The sequence below is a fragment of the Methylobacterium sp. 142-1Y genome, from assembly GCF_057747795.1.
On the sequence record NZ_CM173224.1, the window covers coordinates 4,510,184 to 4,523,750 of the forward strand.

Annotated in this window: 13 protein-coding genes; 8 read left to right on the top strand and 5 right to left on the bottom strand. The window is 69.9% G+C overall.

Annotated features, from left to right (window positions below; translation table 11 throughout):
* Positions 1-33 precede the first annotated feature (33 nt).
* Positions 34-912, bottom strand: a complete 879-nt coding sequence (gene aztA / locus AC3AOF_RS20625; RefSeq protein ID WP_236989110.1) for a zinc ABC transporter ATP-binding protein AztA — start codon at positions 910-912, stop codon at positions 34-36.
* A complete protein-coding gene (locus AC3AOF_RS20630) occupies positions 909-1,067 on the bottom strand; it encodes a hypothetical protein (protein WP_236989109.1) in 159 nt (52 codons plus the stop codon). The genes aztA and AC3AOF_RS20630 overlap by 4 nt, the downstream gene beginning before the upstream one ends.
* Before the next feature lie 165 nt (positions 1,068-1,232).
* Between AC3AOF_RS20630 and AC3AOF_RS20635 the strand changes: the two genes are divergently transcribed.
* The 4 genes from AC3AOF_RS20635 to AC3AOF_RS20650 all read left to right on the top strand — a co-directional run bounded on the left by AC3AOF_RS20635 (position 1,233) and on the right by AC3AOF_RS20650 (position 4,466).
* The gene (locus AC3AOF_RS20635; protein ID WP_236989108.1) at positions 1,233-1,754 is read left to right on the top strand and encodes a Fur family transcriptional regulator; all 522 of its coding nucleotides are present in this window, start codon (positions 1,233-1,235) and stop codon (positions 1,752-1,754) included.
* A 234-nt stretch (positions 1,755-1,988) separates the two neighbouring features.
* The gene (locus tag AC3AOF_RS20640) at positions 1,989-2,441 is read left to right on the top strand and encodes a BLUF domain-containing protein (protein ID WP_236989107.1); all 453 of its coding nucleotides are present in this window, start codon (positions 1,989-1,991) and stop codon (positions 2,439-2,441) included.
* Positions 2,442-2,982: 541 nt separating this feature from the next.
* On the top strand, positions 2,983-4,128 hold the full coding sequence (locus AC3AOF_RS20645) for a trypsin-like serine protease (protein ID WP_488346356.1): 1,146 nt from the start codon (positions 2,983-2,985) through the stop codon (positions 4,126-4,128).
* 83 nt (positions 4,129-4,211) lie between these two features.
* Complete coding sequence (locus AC3AOF_RS20650; RefSeq protein WP_236989104.1) at positions 4,212-4,466, top strand: hypothetical protein; 255 nt, start codon at positions 4,212-4,214, stop codon at positions 4,464-4,466.
* Positions 4,467-4,686: 220 nt separating this feature from the next.
* On the opposite strand, the gene AC3AOF_RS20655 is transcribed toward AC3AOF_RS20650, so the two are convergent.
* Positions 4,687-6,183 (bottom strand): undecaprenyl-phosphate glucose phosphotransferase, encoded by a 1,497-nt coding sequence (locus AC3AOF_RS20655; RefSeq protein ID WP_488346357.1) that lies wholly within the window; start codon positions 6,181-6,183, stop codon positions 4,687-4,689.
* A 268-nt stretch (positions 6,184-6,451) separates the two neighbouring features.
* Between AC3AOF_RS20655 and AC3AOF_RS20660 the strand changes: the two genes are divergently transcribed.
* A complete protein-coding gene (locus AC3AOF_RS20660; protein WP_236989102.1) occupies positions 6,452-7,705 on the top strand; it encodes an MFS transporter in 1,254 nt (417 codons plus the stop codon).
* 77 nt (positions 7,706-7,782) lie between these two features.
* Here the strand turns inward: AC3AOF_RS20660 and hmuQ are convergent, their stop codons facing one another.
* A complete protein-coding gene (gene hmuQ, locus AC3AOF_RS20665) occupies positions 7,783-8,103 on the bottom strand; it encodes a heme-degrading protein HmuQ (protein WP_236989101.1) in 321 nt (106 codons plus the stop codon).
* A 504-nt stretch (positions 8,104-8,607) separates the two neighbouring features.
* Between hmuQ and AC3AOF_RS20670 the strand changes: the two genes are divergently transcribed.
* On the top strand, positions 8,608-9,027 hold the full coding sequence (locus AC3AOF_RS20670; RefSeq protein ID WP_236989100.1) for a helix-turn-helix domain-containing protein: 420 nt from the start codon (positions 8,608-8,610) through the stop codon (positions 9,025-9,027).
* 43 nt (positions 9,028-9,070) lie between these two features.
* Here the strand turns inward: AC3AOF_RS20670 and AC3AOF_RS20675 are convergent, their stop codons facing one another.
* Positions 9,071-10,393 carry a cobyrinic acid a,c-diamide synthase CobB gene (locus tag AC3AOF_RS20675; protein WP_236989099.1) on the bottom strand — a complete coding sequence of 441 codons (1,323 nt, stop codon included), beginning with the start codon at positions 10,391-10,393 and terminating at the stop codon, positions 9,071-9,073.
* A 67-nt stretch (positions 10,394-10,460) separates the two neighbouring features.
* Here AC3AOF_RS20675 and AC3AOF_RS20680 point away from each other — a divergent pair, with 67 nt between their 5' ends.
* Positions 10,461-11,564: a cobalt-precorrin-5B (C(1))-methyltransferase gene (locus AC3AOF_RS20680; protein WP_236989098.1), complete on the top strand. Its 1,104-nt coding sequence runs from the start codon at positions 10,461-10,463 to the stop codon at positions 11,562-11,564.
* A 358-nt stretch (positions 11,565-11,922) separates the two neighbouring features.
* Positions 11,923-13,206 (top strand): IS66 family transposase, encoded by a 1,284-nt coding sequence (gene tnpC, locus AC3AOF_RS20685; RefSeq protein ID WP_236993540.1) that lies wholly within the window; start codon positions 11,923-11,925, stop codon positions 13,204-13,206.
* Positions 13,207-13,567: the final 361 nt, after the last annotated feature.

The following is a 13,567-nucleotide window of genomic DNA, read 5'->3' on the forward strand; positions in this document are numbered from 1 at the left end:
AGAACTCCACGAAGGGCGCCGTCAGGAAATCGATCACGCGGCGTGCCCGTGGCTGTGGTCGCGACCCGGCGCGCCGTGGCTGTGCGACGCGTGGTCGTGCGACGGGTGGTCGTGCGGCGCGGCGGCCGGGGCGCGGCAGACCGGGGCGTCCTCGTCCCAGGCCTCGCAGAGCCGGCGGGCGCGGCGCAGGTTGTCGGCGGTCAGCACCTCGTGCGTCGGCCCCCAGGCCACCGCCTCGCGGGCGAGCAGCAGGGTCGAGGGGAAGTGGCGGGCGACCTGGTCGAGATCGTGCAGCACCGCCACCACGGTGCGCCCCTCCGCGTGCCAGCCATGGACCAGGTCCAGCAATTCCTCGGTGGTGCGCGCGTCGATCGCCGCGAAGGGCTCGTCGAGCAGGATCACCCGGGCATCCTGGAGCAGGACGCGGGCGAACAGGGCGCGGCGCAGCTGGCCGCCCGACAGGGTGCCGATCGGCCGGCGCTCGAAGCCGGTGAGCCCGACCGCCGCCAAAGCCGCCTCGACGGCGGCCCGGTGCGGCTTCAACGAGCGCCACGGCCCGACCCGGCGCCACAGCCCCATCGCCACGAGGTCGAACACGCCGATCGGGAAGGCCCGGTCGATCTCGGCGGCCTGCGGCAGGTAGGCGATGTCCTGCCGGGCGAGGCCCGCCCGGGCGACCTCGCCCTCGAGCGGCGCGATTTCGCCCATGATGCCCTTGAGCAGGGTCGACTTGCCGGCACCGTTCGGCCCGACCACCGCGGTGAGCGATCCCGGCGCGATCGTGCCGTCGAGGTGATGCACCGCCGGATGGCGGGCATAGCCGAGGGTGAGGCCGCGGAAGACCAGGGCCCCACCGCCCGTGGCCGGCTTTGAGGCGCTCCCTGGCGCGAGATGTCGAAGCGGCGCCGTCACGCGGTCGCCCAGCCGATCAGGCCCCAAAGTGCCGCCGCCAGCGCGGCGGCCATGGCGAGGCGTGGACCGACGCCGACTCGCAGCAACGAGAACGGCGCGGCCTGAGGGCGCGGGGCGGCATCGGCCCGCAGGTCGGGGGCGTGGGAATGCGGCATCGGCGAATCGGTCGCTCGGGTTCGGTCCGCGCCCTCGGCGGGCGCCTGCGCGAACCCCATATGGAGGGCGGCCGGCTGGCGCCCCAGGGCGGATCGTTACACTGTAACAGGCGGGGCCTGTCAACCGCCGCCCAGGTAGGGTAGGACGGCGCGGGAGGGTGTCGGATGGACGAGCACGGAACCTGCGGGCATCACGGCCACGCGCATGGCGAGGACGGGCACGCCCATGGTCCCGCCCGCACGGCCGACCTGATCGCGCGGGCCGAGCGGCTGGCGCAGGATCTCGGCCTGCAATTCACGACGCTGCGCCGCCGCACCCTGGAGGTTGTCTCCGAGGAGGGACGTCCGCTCGGCGCCTACGACATCGCCGAGCGCCTGAGCGCCCCGGGCAAGCGCGTCGCCGCGGTCTCGGTCTATCGCGCCCTCGACTTCCTCACCGAGCACGGCCTCGTCCACCGCATCGCCAGCCGCAACGCCTTCGTCCCCTGCGAGCACGGCCACGGCGCCGGCGAGAGCGCGGTGTTCCTGATCTGCCGCAGCTGCGGCAGCGTCGACGAGACCATTTCGGCCGAGATCGAGCGCAGCCTGGATCGGACCCTGGCACAGGCCGGGTTCAAGCCGGCGAGCCGGATCGTCGAGATCGAAGGGGAGTGCGGTGTGTGCCAGGGGCGGCAGGACGCCGGGTGACGGCGGCATTCGGCCCGGCACCTCACGGACGGAATGCGACGAAGCCGGAAGCGGCGATCCGATCCCGCTTCTGCTTGTGGAGATTTCGTTAATGCTCTTCCCGAACAGCCCGTCATCGGCAGGGACCCTGCGCCCGGCGCGCAGGTTCTAACAGCACATCCCTACTCGAGGATGATGACGGCAGCGGGTGCTCTCCCGAGCAATCTGGAACCGTCGGCTGGAGTGAAGCGTCCGATGATTCACCAACTCGTCTACTACAGCCGCAACACCGTTCCGGGCGGCGACCGCGCCATGCTGACCAACATGCGCGAGATCCTGTCTATTTCCCAGCGCAATAACAGCCGTGACGGCATCACGGGCTTTCTCATCTTTGACAAGACATGGTTCGTGCAGATTCTCGAAGGCGAACGTGCCAAGGTAACGGTTACCTACGACCGGATCGCCCGCGATCCGCGCCACGCCGCCGCGACGATCATCAACGTGCGCGACGTGTCGGGACGGCTCTTCCCGAACTGGACGATGGGTGGCGCGATGCGCACGCCGGAGGTGCAGGAAGTCTATCTGCAGCACGGTTTCGGCGGCCCGCTGGACCCCGTCCAGCTCAAGTCGGACCAGATCGTCGGCCTGGCCCTGGATCTCCAGGCCTTCGAGGCGAGCCGCCGGCAAGGCCTGAAGCTCGCTGGCTGATCCGTCGGCGGCACTGCCGTGGCGGCGCGAGACAGAAAAGAGGGCAGCCGGCTCGACCCGTGCCGACGGACAAGCAATAGCATTTTCTCACCGGAGCACTCCGTTGCAAGATTACTCCTGTGCCCCTCGCGCCGCTCTTCTTCGCCGAGATGTCGCGGCCGGCCAGGCTGAAGCAGTAACGGATCACGCTGCAATGGGATGATGCTCTCTATTTTGGTTCTGCCGCATTGCCTGCGAGAAGCCGGCATCCCCTTGGCGTGACGCTGCGCCAGATCACAGTGCCGCGAGATCGTATCGTCGTTCTCGCGGCACACCGGATCGATTGCCCCTGCGTCGGCGAACAGTGCACCCGCGCCGCCAGCGTCGCGGATTGAGGCAGGGTCGGCAAATCTGTTTCCCGTCATCGATCCATTGACAGTGCAGAGAATCGAATATTTCCTCCGGCCGAGCTTCTTGTCGGAGGGCTTCATTCATGTCTCGTTCCGGTTCCGGGTCTGGTCGCGGGGCATCCGACGGAGATGGAGCGCGCTTCGCACAACTCGTGAGTTGGCTCGACGCCCACGCCGACGCGCTCCTGGATGATCCCAGCAATAATCTGATCGGTGTGGGGATCGGCAAGAAGAGCGCCGGCCCCCTGTCGGACGACTCGCCCTTCTGCATCACCGGCTTCGTCGAGAAGAAGCTGCCCGAGAAGACCGTCAAGCAACAGGGAATTCCCCTTTTCGCTGTCGCGGCGGCGGCTGTGAGCGGGGTCGGGCGCCCCCGGGATCTTCCGTTCGAGATCGATCTCGTCGAGACCGGGGCGCGGTTCGCAGCGCAGCCCGGCCTCACGGTCTCGAATTCGCAACGTGGTCTTCATGGCGGAATGCCGCCGACGCTCGACCTGCAGAAGCGGTTTCAAGTCCTGCGGGCAGGCATCGGAATCACCAATCCGCAACGGGCCTATCCGCAGACGCTGTCGGTCGGGACGCTCGGCTTCTTCGTCGTCGACGATCAGGGCCGTCACTACCTGGTGTCGAACAACCACGTCATCGCGGCCGAGAATGCCGGCAGGAAGGGCGACGCCATCGTTCAGCCGGGAACGCTCGACCTGACGGCGAGCGAAATGGCTCTGATGAGCACGCCCGCCAAGCTGAACGCACAGCTGAAGATCGCGACCCTGTCGGCCTGGATCGACCTCCAGTTCCGTGGCCCGTCCGGAATCCCCTTCAACGACGTGGATTGCGCGGCGGCCGAGCTTGCGGTGGGTGAATCCGGTGCGGCGAAGCGCGACGTGACCGAGATCGCGCGGGTCGGGCTCGGCGGCAACCTCAGGGGCGTCGCCACACCGTTCGCGGTCGATCCCGTCACGGGCCAAGTTGCGGGCTCGACCCGGGTCTACAAGGCCGGTCGCACGACGGGCTGGACCGAGGGCGACGTCACGCAACTCGCCGTCGTGACCGACGTGACCTATGGTGCCGGCGTCGCGCGGTTTCGCAATCAGATCGGCATCCAGGCGTCGGCGGACAATACGGGGCCGTTCAGCAAGCCCGGCGACAGCGGGAGCGGCATCGTCAATCGCGATCAGGAACTCGTGGGACTGCTCTTCGCCGGCACCGAGACGCAGACCCTGGCCAACCCGATCCAACTCGTCCTTAATGCGCTGAAGACCGCGTTGGGTGTCAAATCGCTGGATGTGGTGACCTGATCGCCGGCCCATCGCACCGGCCGCCGGAGTTCCTACATCTCGTGGATGAGCCCGTCCCGCCGCAGCCGGTTCGAGGAATTCGCATGTCCGATCTCGCCAACTACGCCGAAGTGCAGCGCGCCCTGCAGGAGCAGGCTCCGAGCATTCTGGAGCAGATTCCCGTCTCGGCCGCGCAGCTTTCCCTTCCCCTGGACGGCCGCGGAGCCCGCATCCGGGCGAGCGTCAAGTCGAACGAGCGGGCCCGTGTGCCGTCACGGGTCGAGGTAAAGATCGACGGCCACCCGGTGACGATCCCGATCGAGGCGGTCGACGATTACGCCGAGTACAAGGCCTACTGAATGGCGGCGTGATGTGTCGCCCGTTCGCATCGTCGACCGGCCCCGCGACGCGTATTGCCCCTGCCGAGGCCGACCTTGCGAGCCGCGACGCTCCTGCCGCCGAGGACGGACCCCGTTTACGCTCGAGGCGCGCCACGCCCTGAGGCGTGTCCGGAACAGGCGCGGGAGCGTGTTCACGGAGCCAGGGTCGGGCGACAACGCTCCCCGGGGCCCATGTTCCTCAATAGGCGTTCCGGAACGCACTTCTGGCCACCACCGTCATCACCAGGATGCGCAGGTCGAACCACAGCGACCAGTTGTCGATGTAGAACAGGTCGTGCTCGACCCTCCGCTGCATGTCGGCATCGGTCAGGGTCTCGCCCCGCAACCCGTTCACCTGCGCCCAGCCGGTGATGCCCGGCCGGACGTTGTGGCGCCGGGCATAGAGCGCGATGCGGCGCTCGAAGCTGCGGTCGTGGGCGACCGCATGGGGGCGGGGGCCGACCAGCGACATGTCGCCCCGGATCACGTTGAGGAGCTGGGGCAGTTCGTCGAGGTTGGTGCGGCGCAGGATGCGGCCGATCCGGGTGATGCGGTCGTCGTCCCGGGTCGCCTGGCGGAAGGCGGTGCCGGAATCCGAGCGCATGCTGCGGAACTTGAACACCCAGAACGCCTCCTGGTTGAAGCCGTAGCGCTTCTGGCGAAACAGGCTCGGACCCCGGCTGTCGAGGCGGATCAGGATTGCGATCAGCAGCAGCAGCGGCGAGAGAACCAGGAGCGCGAGGGCGGCCACCACGACGTCGAAGACGCGCTTGGCGGCGACTTCCAGGGGGGAGAGGGGCGCGCGGCCGACATTGATGCCGGTGAGCAGGCCGACCCGGCCGAGGCGCACGTCGCTGAAGCGGTCCATCACCCGGCCCGGCCGCAGGTGCAGGGCGACCGGCACCCGCAGAAAGGCGTCGACGCAGGATTCCAGGTCCTCGACCTCGGCCCAGGGCACGAGCACGAACACGTCGTCGGGGCGCAGGAAGCGCACCACCGAGACGCTGAGGTCCAGGTCCTCGGCGAGCTGGGCCCGGCGCGACTCGGTGTCGCCCCCCGGCGGCGCATCGCGCAGGGTGCTGACGCCGATCACCCGCAAGCCCAGCGCCGCGGTGTCGTGGGTCGCGTAGAAGCTCGCGACGTCGTCCTCGTAGCCGATCAGGTGGATGCGGCGGGCAGAATCGGACCGGGGGGTGATCAGCCGGCGCACCAGGCCCACGGTGGCGAACCGGGTGGCGACGAGCACCGGCAGGCCGGCGAGGAAGGTCGCCAGCGCCGCGGCGCGGGAATGGTCGCCGGTGGTCTTGCTGAGGAAGCCGAGGACCAGCACCACCGCCCAGGCGGCGAGCCACAGGCTGAAAGTCCGTCGCAGGTGGGGAGCGCGGGCGAGGTAGTTCTCGATGCTGTACTCGCCCCGGGCGGCGTTCGGCAGCACCACGAACAGGCCGAGGAACAGGCCGACCGCCAGCGAAGGCCCGAGCTCGGGCTGCCGCTCGTAAGTGACGAGATGGTAGATCATCTCGCAGGCGAGTCCCGTCAGGGTTACCGCCGCGAGCTCGGCGCAGGCCGCGCCGCCTGCAATCGTGAGCCGCAGGACCGCCCGGCCGCGGCGGGGCAGGAGCGCGTTCCAGACCGCCCGCGCCTTCGACGAGGCGAGGCCGGCGTTGCCGTCTCCCGGGAACCGTTCGTGTCGCATGGCGAGATGACCCGTGACCCGCATCTGTGCCGGCATGGGACGGGCCGGGCGGGAGCGTGCCGTTTGCGCACGCATCCCGGACCGCCGCCGGCTGGTTGCCGGACAGGCAGCAAGCCCGGGACCGGCGGCATCCCAGCCCTGCTTCGACCGATGGGACGGGTCGAGGCGGCGGGTGTATGAGAGGCTCGCCGTAACCCCTGGATTTTGCGACGGGCGGCGCGGCGAGAGCGGCCGACATGGCGGCCGCCAGGGGGGAGCGGACCGAGCGATGGATGCGCGAGCGAGCGAGGGCGGCGTGGCCGTGGAGACGCCGGCAGCCGCGGGCAGGGGACGGCCGCCCGCGGCGGCGGGACCGGCTGCGGTGGTGCTCGGAGGCTTGAGCCTGTCGCACCTCCTCAACGACATGATGCAGTCGCTGCTGCCGGCGATCTACCCCCTCCTGAAGCAGGCCTACAGCCTGGATTTCGGCCAGATCGGCTTCCTGACCCTGGCCTTCCAGCTCACGGCTTCCGTGCTGCAGCCGGTGGTCGGCCTGTTCACCGACAAGCGGCCGATGCCGTTCTCGCTGGCCACCGGCATGCTGCTGTCGCTCTGCGGCCTGCTGCTCCTGTCCCATGCCGGCTCGTACGGCCTGCTGATCGCGGCCGCCTGCCTCGTCGGCCTCGGCTCGGCGATCTTCCACCCGGAAGCCTCGCGGGTCGCCCGCCTCGCCTCGGGCGGCCGCTACGGCCTGGCGCAATCGGTGTTCCAGGTCGGCGGCAATGCCGGCACGGCGCTCGGGCCGCTGCTGGCCGCCTTCATCGTGGTGCCGCTGGGCCAGCCGAGCGTCGCCCTGTTCGCGATCGCGGCGCTGATCGGCTTCGTGGTCCTGAGCCTCGTCGGGCGCTGGTACCGCGACCGCCTGCGAGCCGGCGCCGCGCGGGGCAAGAAGGGCGGGGCGGCCGTGCGCGCCCTGCCGCGGGGCAAGGTGGTCGTCACCATCGCGGTGCTGCTGGTGCTGATCTTCTCCAAGTATTTCTACATGGCGAGCCTCAGCTCGTACTTCACCTTCTACCTCATCCACCGCTTCGGCGTGTCGGTGCAGGAATCGCAGCTCTACCTGTTCGTGTTCCTGGGTGCGGTCGCGGCCGGCACGGTGGCGGGCGGGCCGATCGGCGACCGGTTCGGCCGCAAGGTGGTGATCTGGGGCTCGATCCTCGGCGTGCTGCCCTTCACCCTGGCGCTGCCGCACGCCAACCTGTTCTGGACCGTGGCGCTGACGGTGCCGATCGGCCTGATCCTGGCCTCGGCGATGCCGGCGATCCTGGTCTACGCGCAGGAATTGCTGCCCGGGCGGGTCGGCCTGGTGGGCGGCCTGTTCTTCGGCTTCGCCTTCGGGATGGGGGGCCTGGGCGCCGCGGTCCTGGGCGAGGTCGCCGACCGCACCAGCATCGAGTTCGTCTACGGACTCTGCGCCTTCCTGCCGGCGGTCGGCCTGCTCGCGGTGTTCCTGCCGCGGCTCGAACAGCCGAAGGTGGCCTGAAGCCGGACGGATCGCGGGGGCGGGGGCGATCCGCCCCCGCATATGACCGTTAGCCGGTGATCGTCAGCCTGCGATCGTCAACCTTCTCGGGCGACGGTCTGGATCGTCTCGAAGCCTTCGAATTGCGGGTGGCCGAGATAGAGCGGCTTCGTCCCCGGGGCGCGGCTATGAGCCTTGCGGAACTGCTCGGAGCGGGTCCAGGCCTCGAAATCCGCCCGTGAGGACCAGATCGTGTGCGAGGCGTAGAGGACGTGGTCCTCATGTTCCGGCCCGCGCAGAAGATGGAACTCGACGAAGCCCGGCATCTCCCCCAGGTGGCTGTCGCGCCCGAGCCAGACCTGCTCGAAGTCCTGGGTGGCCTCCTTGTAGACCTTGAACCGGTTCATGGCGATGAACATGACGGGTATCCTCCTGTACGTTCGGGCTCGGCCGGGAGATGGGAACCGCCCCGCCATCGGCAAGGTCACCCGCACGGGCCGGCCGGCCCCACGGGACGGCAACCTGCGAAGGCTGTGCAACTCAGTATTTTTTTCACATTTGTTCCCTTTGGGAATTCACTCGGAGCGTGTAGACGGGAGTCCGGTTGCATGGCAGACCCGCATCCGTACCGTGAGCCCGACGGCAGGACGGCCTCGAACGGATGGGAATGACTAGTCTTTCATGCAGTCCGATCGCGGTCCGCGCGCCCCGGCGGGGCGGTGGTGCCGGGATCGGAACGGGACGGCGAGAGGATTGAGCGGACCGGATGCGAGGCGTCGTCGCCGCCGGCCCGAGGACGAGCATCCGTGGTGTCGCCGGAGCGGGGAGCCCCGGCCGTCGCGGGCATGAACGACGCGGGACGGCGGCCCTCTGGAATCGGGGAGGGGGCTTCCGGCAAGCCAGCACGAAGATGTCGAGGACCGATGCCCAAGCAAACCACTGAGGTCGACCGTCTCGTCGGAGTCCGCATCACGGCCCTGCGCAAGGCCAAGGGGCTGAGCCAGACCGCCCTCGGCAATGCCGTGGGCGTGACTTTCCAGCAAGTGCAGAAATACGAGAAGGGCCAGAACCGCGTCGGCGCCGGGCGCCTGCGCGAGATCGCCCGGCTGCTGGAAGTGCCGGTCTCGGCCTTCTTCGAGGACCAGGCCGGCGGCGAGTCCGGCGACGACAACGTCTTCGGCTTCCTGAGCGCGCAAGGCGCCATCGAGCTGCTGCGCGCCTACGTGCAGATCGAGGACGAGCAGCTGCGCCGCGAGGTGCTGGCGATCGTCCGCTCCGCCGCCCGCCTCGGCCGCCACGCCAGCGCGGCGGTCAGCGAGGACAGCGTCGCGGCGGCCGAGTAGGGGCCGGCTGTCAGCGCAAGCCCCGCTCAGCGCTAAGTCCCGGTCAGCGCAAGCCCACGAGGTGGAAGAAGCTGCCGCTGACCCGGCCGCGCCGGTGACCGGCCAGCCCCAGGGCGCGCCCTTCCGCATCCGTGACATCGGCCAGGGCCTCGTCGGGCTCGGGCGGCGGCGTGAGTTCGCTCGCATAGTGGAACTCGTGGCCGACCAGGCCCTGGCCGGCGGCACCGAGCGACCCCGCCCCGACGAGGGTCGCGATCCGGTAGCCGAGATGCAGCCGGCGCCGGGCGTAGGAGGTCGCGACCGGCAGGAGGCCGGCCATGCGGTGGGTCGTCCCCTCGGCATCCTCCAGGCTCTCGCCCAGCACCATGTAGCCGCCGCACTCGCCGTGGACCGGCCGCGTCTCGGCGAAGGCGCGTAAGCCCTCGAGGAAGCGCGCGGCGGCGGCGATCCGGCCGGCATGGAGCTCCGGATAGCCGCCGGGCAGCCAGCAGGCATCGCACGCCTCGGGCGGCGCCTCGTCGGCGAGCGGCGAGAACGGCACGATCTCGGCCCCCGCCGCCCGCCAGCCGGCTTCGAGATGCGGGTAGACGAACGAGAACGCGGCATCGCGCGCGACCGCGAGGCGCTGGCCGGGCGGTGGCGGCAGATGTCCGATCCCAGGAACCGGAATCCTGCCGCCAGCGGCGGCCGCGACCGCGTCGAGGTCGATCGAGGCCTCGGCCAGATCGGCCAGGCGATCGAGGCGGGACTCCAGATCCTCGGTCTCGCCGGCCTGGATCAGCCCTAGATGGCGCTCCGGCAGGACGAGCGCGGCCTCCCGCGGCACGGCGCCGAGCACCGGGATTCCGATCCGGGCAAGCCCGACCTCGACCAGGCGGCGGTGGCGCGGGCTCGCGACCTTGTTGAGGATCACCCCGGCGAGCGTCAGGCGCGGGTCGTAGGCCCGCACGCCGAGGGCGGTCGCGGCGGCCGATTGCGCCGCCCCCGAGACGTCGAGCACCAGCACGACCGGCCAGCCGTAGCGGGCGGCGATGTCGGCATTGGCGCCGCTGCGGCCCTCCTCCGCCACGACGCCGTCGAACAGGCCCATCGAGCCCTCGGCGAGCAGCAGGTCGGATTCCGCACCGGCCCGGCCCGCCACCGCGTCGAGGAGGGCACCGTCCATGGCGAAGCTGTCGAGGTTGTAGCTCGGCCGGCCGGTCGCGGCGGCATGGAAGGCGGGATCGATGTAATCCGGCCCGCATTTCGCCCCGGCGACCGCCAGCCCCCGGCGGCGCAGGGCGCGCAGCAGGGCGAGGGTCACGGTGGTCTTGCCGGAGCCGGAACGGGCGGCGGCGATCAGCAGGCCGCGGGCGGGTAGGGTCACGAAGCTGTCCATCATTGGGCGACATGGCGCGCATTCACCGCGCCGCTCCCGGGTGATACCACGCCGCATGGATGCGACACGACCACGGGAGACCCTGCGCCGCGGCTGGACCACCGGCGCCTGCGCGGCGGCCGCCGCCAAGGCGGCCTATGCGGGCCTCGTCACCGGCCTCGTCCCGGACCCGGTCGAGATCCCGCTGCCGAGCGGCGCCCGCCCGGCCTTTGCGCTAGCGCGGAGCGGGCTCGTCGAGGGCGGGGCCTTCGCCGGGGTGGTGAAGGATGCCGGCGACGATCCCGACGTGACCCATGGGGTGCTGGTCCTGGCGACCGTGCGGCGGGGCCCGCCGGGCTCCGGCATCGCGTTCCGGGCCGGACCCGGCGTCGGCACCGTGACCCGGGCCGGGCTGCCGCTGCCCGTCGGCGAGCCGGCGATCAACCCGATGCCGCGGCGGATGATCGCGGCGGCGATCGCGGAAGCCGCGACCGGCCTCGGCGGTCCGCCGGACGTGGTGGTGGAGATCGCGATTCCCGGCGGGGAGGCCCTGGCGCAGAAAACCCTGAACCCGCGCCTCGGCATCCTCGGCGGCCTGTCGGTGCTCGGCACGACCGGGGTGGTGGTGCCCTATTCCTGCGCCGCCTGGATCGACAGCATCCATCGCGGCATCGACGTCGCCCGGGCCGGCGCCCTCGACCATGTCGCGGGCGCCACCGGCTCGACCTCGGAAGAGGCGGTGGCGCGCCTGCACGGCTTAGCCCCCCAGGCGCTCATCGACATGGGCGACTTCGCCGGCGGCATGCTCAAGTACCTGCGACGCCACCCGGTGCCGCGGGTGACGGTGGCCGGCGGCATCGCCAAGATGGCGAAGCTCGGCCACGGCCTCCTCGACCTGCATTCGCGCTCCGGGCCGGTCGATCTGGCCTGGCTCGCCGAGCGCATCGTCGAGGCCGGAGGCGGGCCGGACCTCGGCTTACGGGCCGCAGGCGCGAATACGGCGCTGGAGGTGTTGCGCCTGGCGCAAGGGCACGATCTGCCGCTCGCCGACCTCATCGCCCGCTACGCCTGGGCGACGGCGGCGCGGGCGCTCGCGGGCTCGGGCAGTTCGCTGGAGGTGGTGGTGTTCGACCGGGAGGGCGGGCTGGTCGGGCGGGCGCCGTTCCATCCGGTGGGGTGAGGGGCACTCGACGCCGGCCGTCGGGATCGTCGTTTCGTTGCGTGCAGGCTACAGGAAGTCACGATGATCCGCACGATCCTTCCGGTCGTCTCCTTTAATCCGTTCAGGCGCCGGAGACCGACCGGCGTTGAAATAATTTTTCAGATTGCCTTCGCAGTCCTGCTTGCAGGCTTATTTCATGAATTTTTCGAGGCTTACTACTCGCCGAGTTGTCGCGATCCGATACGGCCCGGGAGCGTTGATTGCTATCCATGGGGGTAATTACCCAGGGGGGTGCCGTGACGGGCGGCTCGGTCGCGGCTTAGGTGTCATGTCGCCCCCCCTTGCCGTCTGATGGTTTGGCTGATTCCCTGTCGGGATGAGCCGCAGCGATTTGGAGCGCCTGAGCAAGGAGGAACTGATCGAGCTGGTGCTGAAGCTGCACCGGCCGGAGAAGACCTCGCGCACCTCGTCCAAGCCGCCGGCCACGGATCGCAAGGAGAGGCGGGAGAAGTCCCGTCCCGGCGGGGCCAAGCCCGGGCATGAGGGCCACAAGCGGGCGCTGACCCCGGATCCGGATCAGGTGGTGGAGCATCGGCCCTGCGCCTGCTCGTCGTGCGGCGAACCACTGCCGGCCGACCTTCCGGCCGAGGTCGTCAGCGTGCACGAGCGGATCGACCTGCCGCTGGTTCGCCCGGTGGTGGAGCAGCACCGGCGCCTGTGCGTGACCTGCCCGGCCTGCCGGACCCGGGTCGCCGCCCGACGCCCGGCGGGAGCCGACGCGACACCCTTCGGGTCGCGGCTGCACGCGGTGGCGACCTACCTGAAGACCTTCCAGGCGCTGTCCTACGAACGGTTGCAGGCGGCGTTGTCGGACCTGTTCGGGCTGAAGCTCAGCCAGGGCGGGCTGATGAACGTGCTGCGGCGCGCCCAAGGCTGCTTTGCCGGGGGCCGGGACGCGGCGCTGGCGCGTCTGCGGCAGGCGCCGGTGGTGGCCTCGGACGAGACCGGGGTGCGGATCGAGGGCACCAACAGCTGGCACTGGGTGTTCCGCTGCGAGGAGGCGGTGGTGCATCACGCCGCCCCGAGCCGGTCTGCTGCTGTCGTCGGCGAGGTGATGGCCGGGCACCGGCCTTTGGTGTGGCTCTCGGACCGGTACTCGGCCCAGCAGGGACACGGCGAGCGCCAGCAGACCTGCCTGGCGCACCTCGCCCGCGACGTGGCCTATGCAGCCGAAGCCAGCGACGACCTGCTCGCCCTGCGGTTCAAGTGGTGGCTCGACAACGCCTTCGGGCTCGCCCGCCGGCTGACCGCGTTGGCCGCCTCGACCCTGGCGCGCAAACGGCGCGAGTTGGAGGGGGATCTCGACGCCCTCCTGAAGGTGCCCGCCACCTGCGACCTCACCCGAGCGCTCCAGACCCGGATGCAGCGGGCGCGCGACCAGCTCCTGACCTTCGTGGCCTTCCCGGGGAAGGTCGACGTGACCAACAACGCCTGCGAGCGCGACCTCCGGCCGGCCGTGGTCCAGCGCAAGGTGACAAACGGCTATCGGGCGATGTGGGCGGCCAAAGGCGAGGCAGACGTGCGCACCGTCGTCGCCACCGCCGCCCTCCGGACCAAGGCCACGCCCTTCACCACCCTGCTCGCGACCATCACCGCCTGAGCAACCCCCCCTCCAAGTGAAAGAGGGGGGGGCGGAAAACGCGCGTGCCGAAAAATACCCCCTGGGTAATTACCCATGGGGTGGCACGGAAGGTCCGCTCGACGGCGCATGGGATTACAAGACCAAAGAAATATATCTAAAATCTCATATAGTATTTATATTATCTATCATAATTACAATCGCATTGCCGTTTTTCACGCGAACGCCGTGGCATATGTTGATTGTCATGGTAGTCGTGTATTTTTTTAATGCCCATGCAGTAGAATGGGTCGTCAGTCTGTTCTGATATGGCTCCCGCATCGCACGCGATGCCATGGTCGCCCGACGCGATCGATCATCCGATACGCGGCCGGCGGCATGG

Coding starts and splice junctions, on each gene's coding strand:
- AC3AOF_RS20630 (WP_236989109.1), bottom strand. CDS start 1,067: ATGCCGCATTCCCACGCCCCCGACCTGCGGGCCGATGCCGCCCCGCGC.
- AC3AOF_RS20670 (WP_236989100.1), top strand. CDS start 8,608: ATGCCCAAGCAAACCACTGAGGTCGACCGTCTCGTCGGAGTCCGCATC.
- AC3AOF_RS20660 (WP_236989102.1), top strand. CDS start 6,452: ATGGATGCGCGAGCGAGCGAGGGCGGCGTGGCCGTGGAGACGCCGGCA.
- tnpC (WP_236993540.1), top strand. CDS start 11,923: ATGAGCCGCAGCGATTTGGAGCGCCTGAGCAAGGAGGAACTGATCGAG.
- AC3AOF_RS20640 (WP_236989107.1), top strand. CDS start 1,989: ATGATTCACCAACTCGTCTACTACAGCCGCAACACCGTTCCGGGCGGC.
- AC3AOF_RS20680 (WP_236989098.1), top strand. CDS start 10,461: ATGGATGCGACACGACCACGGGAGACCCTGCGCCGCGGCTGGACCACC.
- AC3AOF_RS20650 (WP_236989104.1), top strand. CDS start 4,212: ATGTCCGATCTCGCCAACTACGCCGAAGTGCAGCGCGCCCTGCAGGAG.
- AC3AOF_RS20655 (WP_488346357.1), bottom strand. CDS start 6,183: ATGCGACACGAACGGTTCCCGGGAGACGGCAACGCCGGCCTCGCCTCG.
- hmuQ (WP_236989101.1), bottom strand. CDS start 8,103: ATGTTCATCGCCATGAACCGGTTCAAGGTCTACAAGGAGGCCACCCAG.
- AC3AOF_RS20635 (WP_236989108.1), top strand. CDS start 1,233: ATGGACGAGCACGGAACCTGCGGGCATCACGGCCACGCGCATGGCGAG.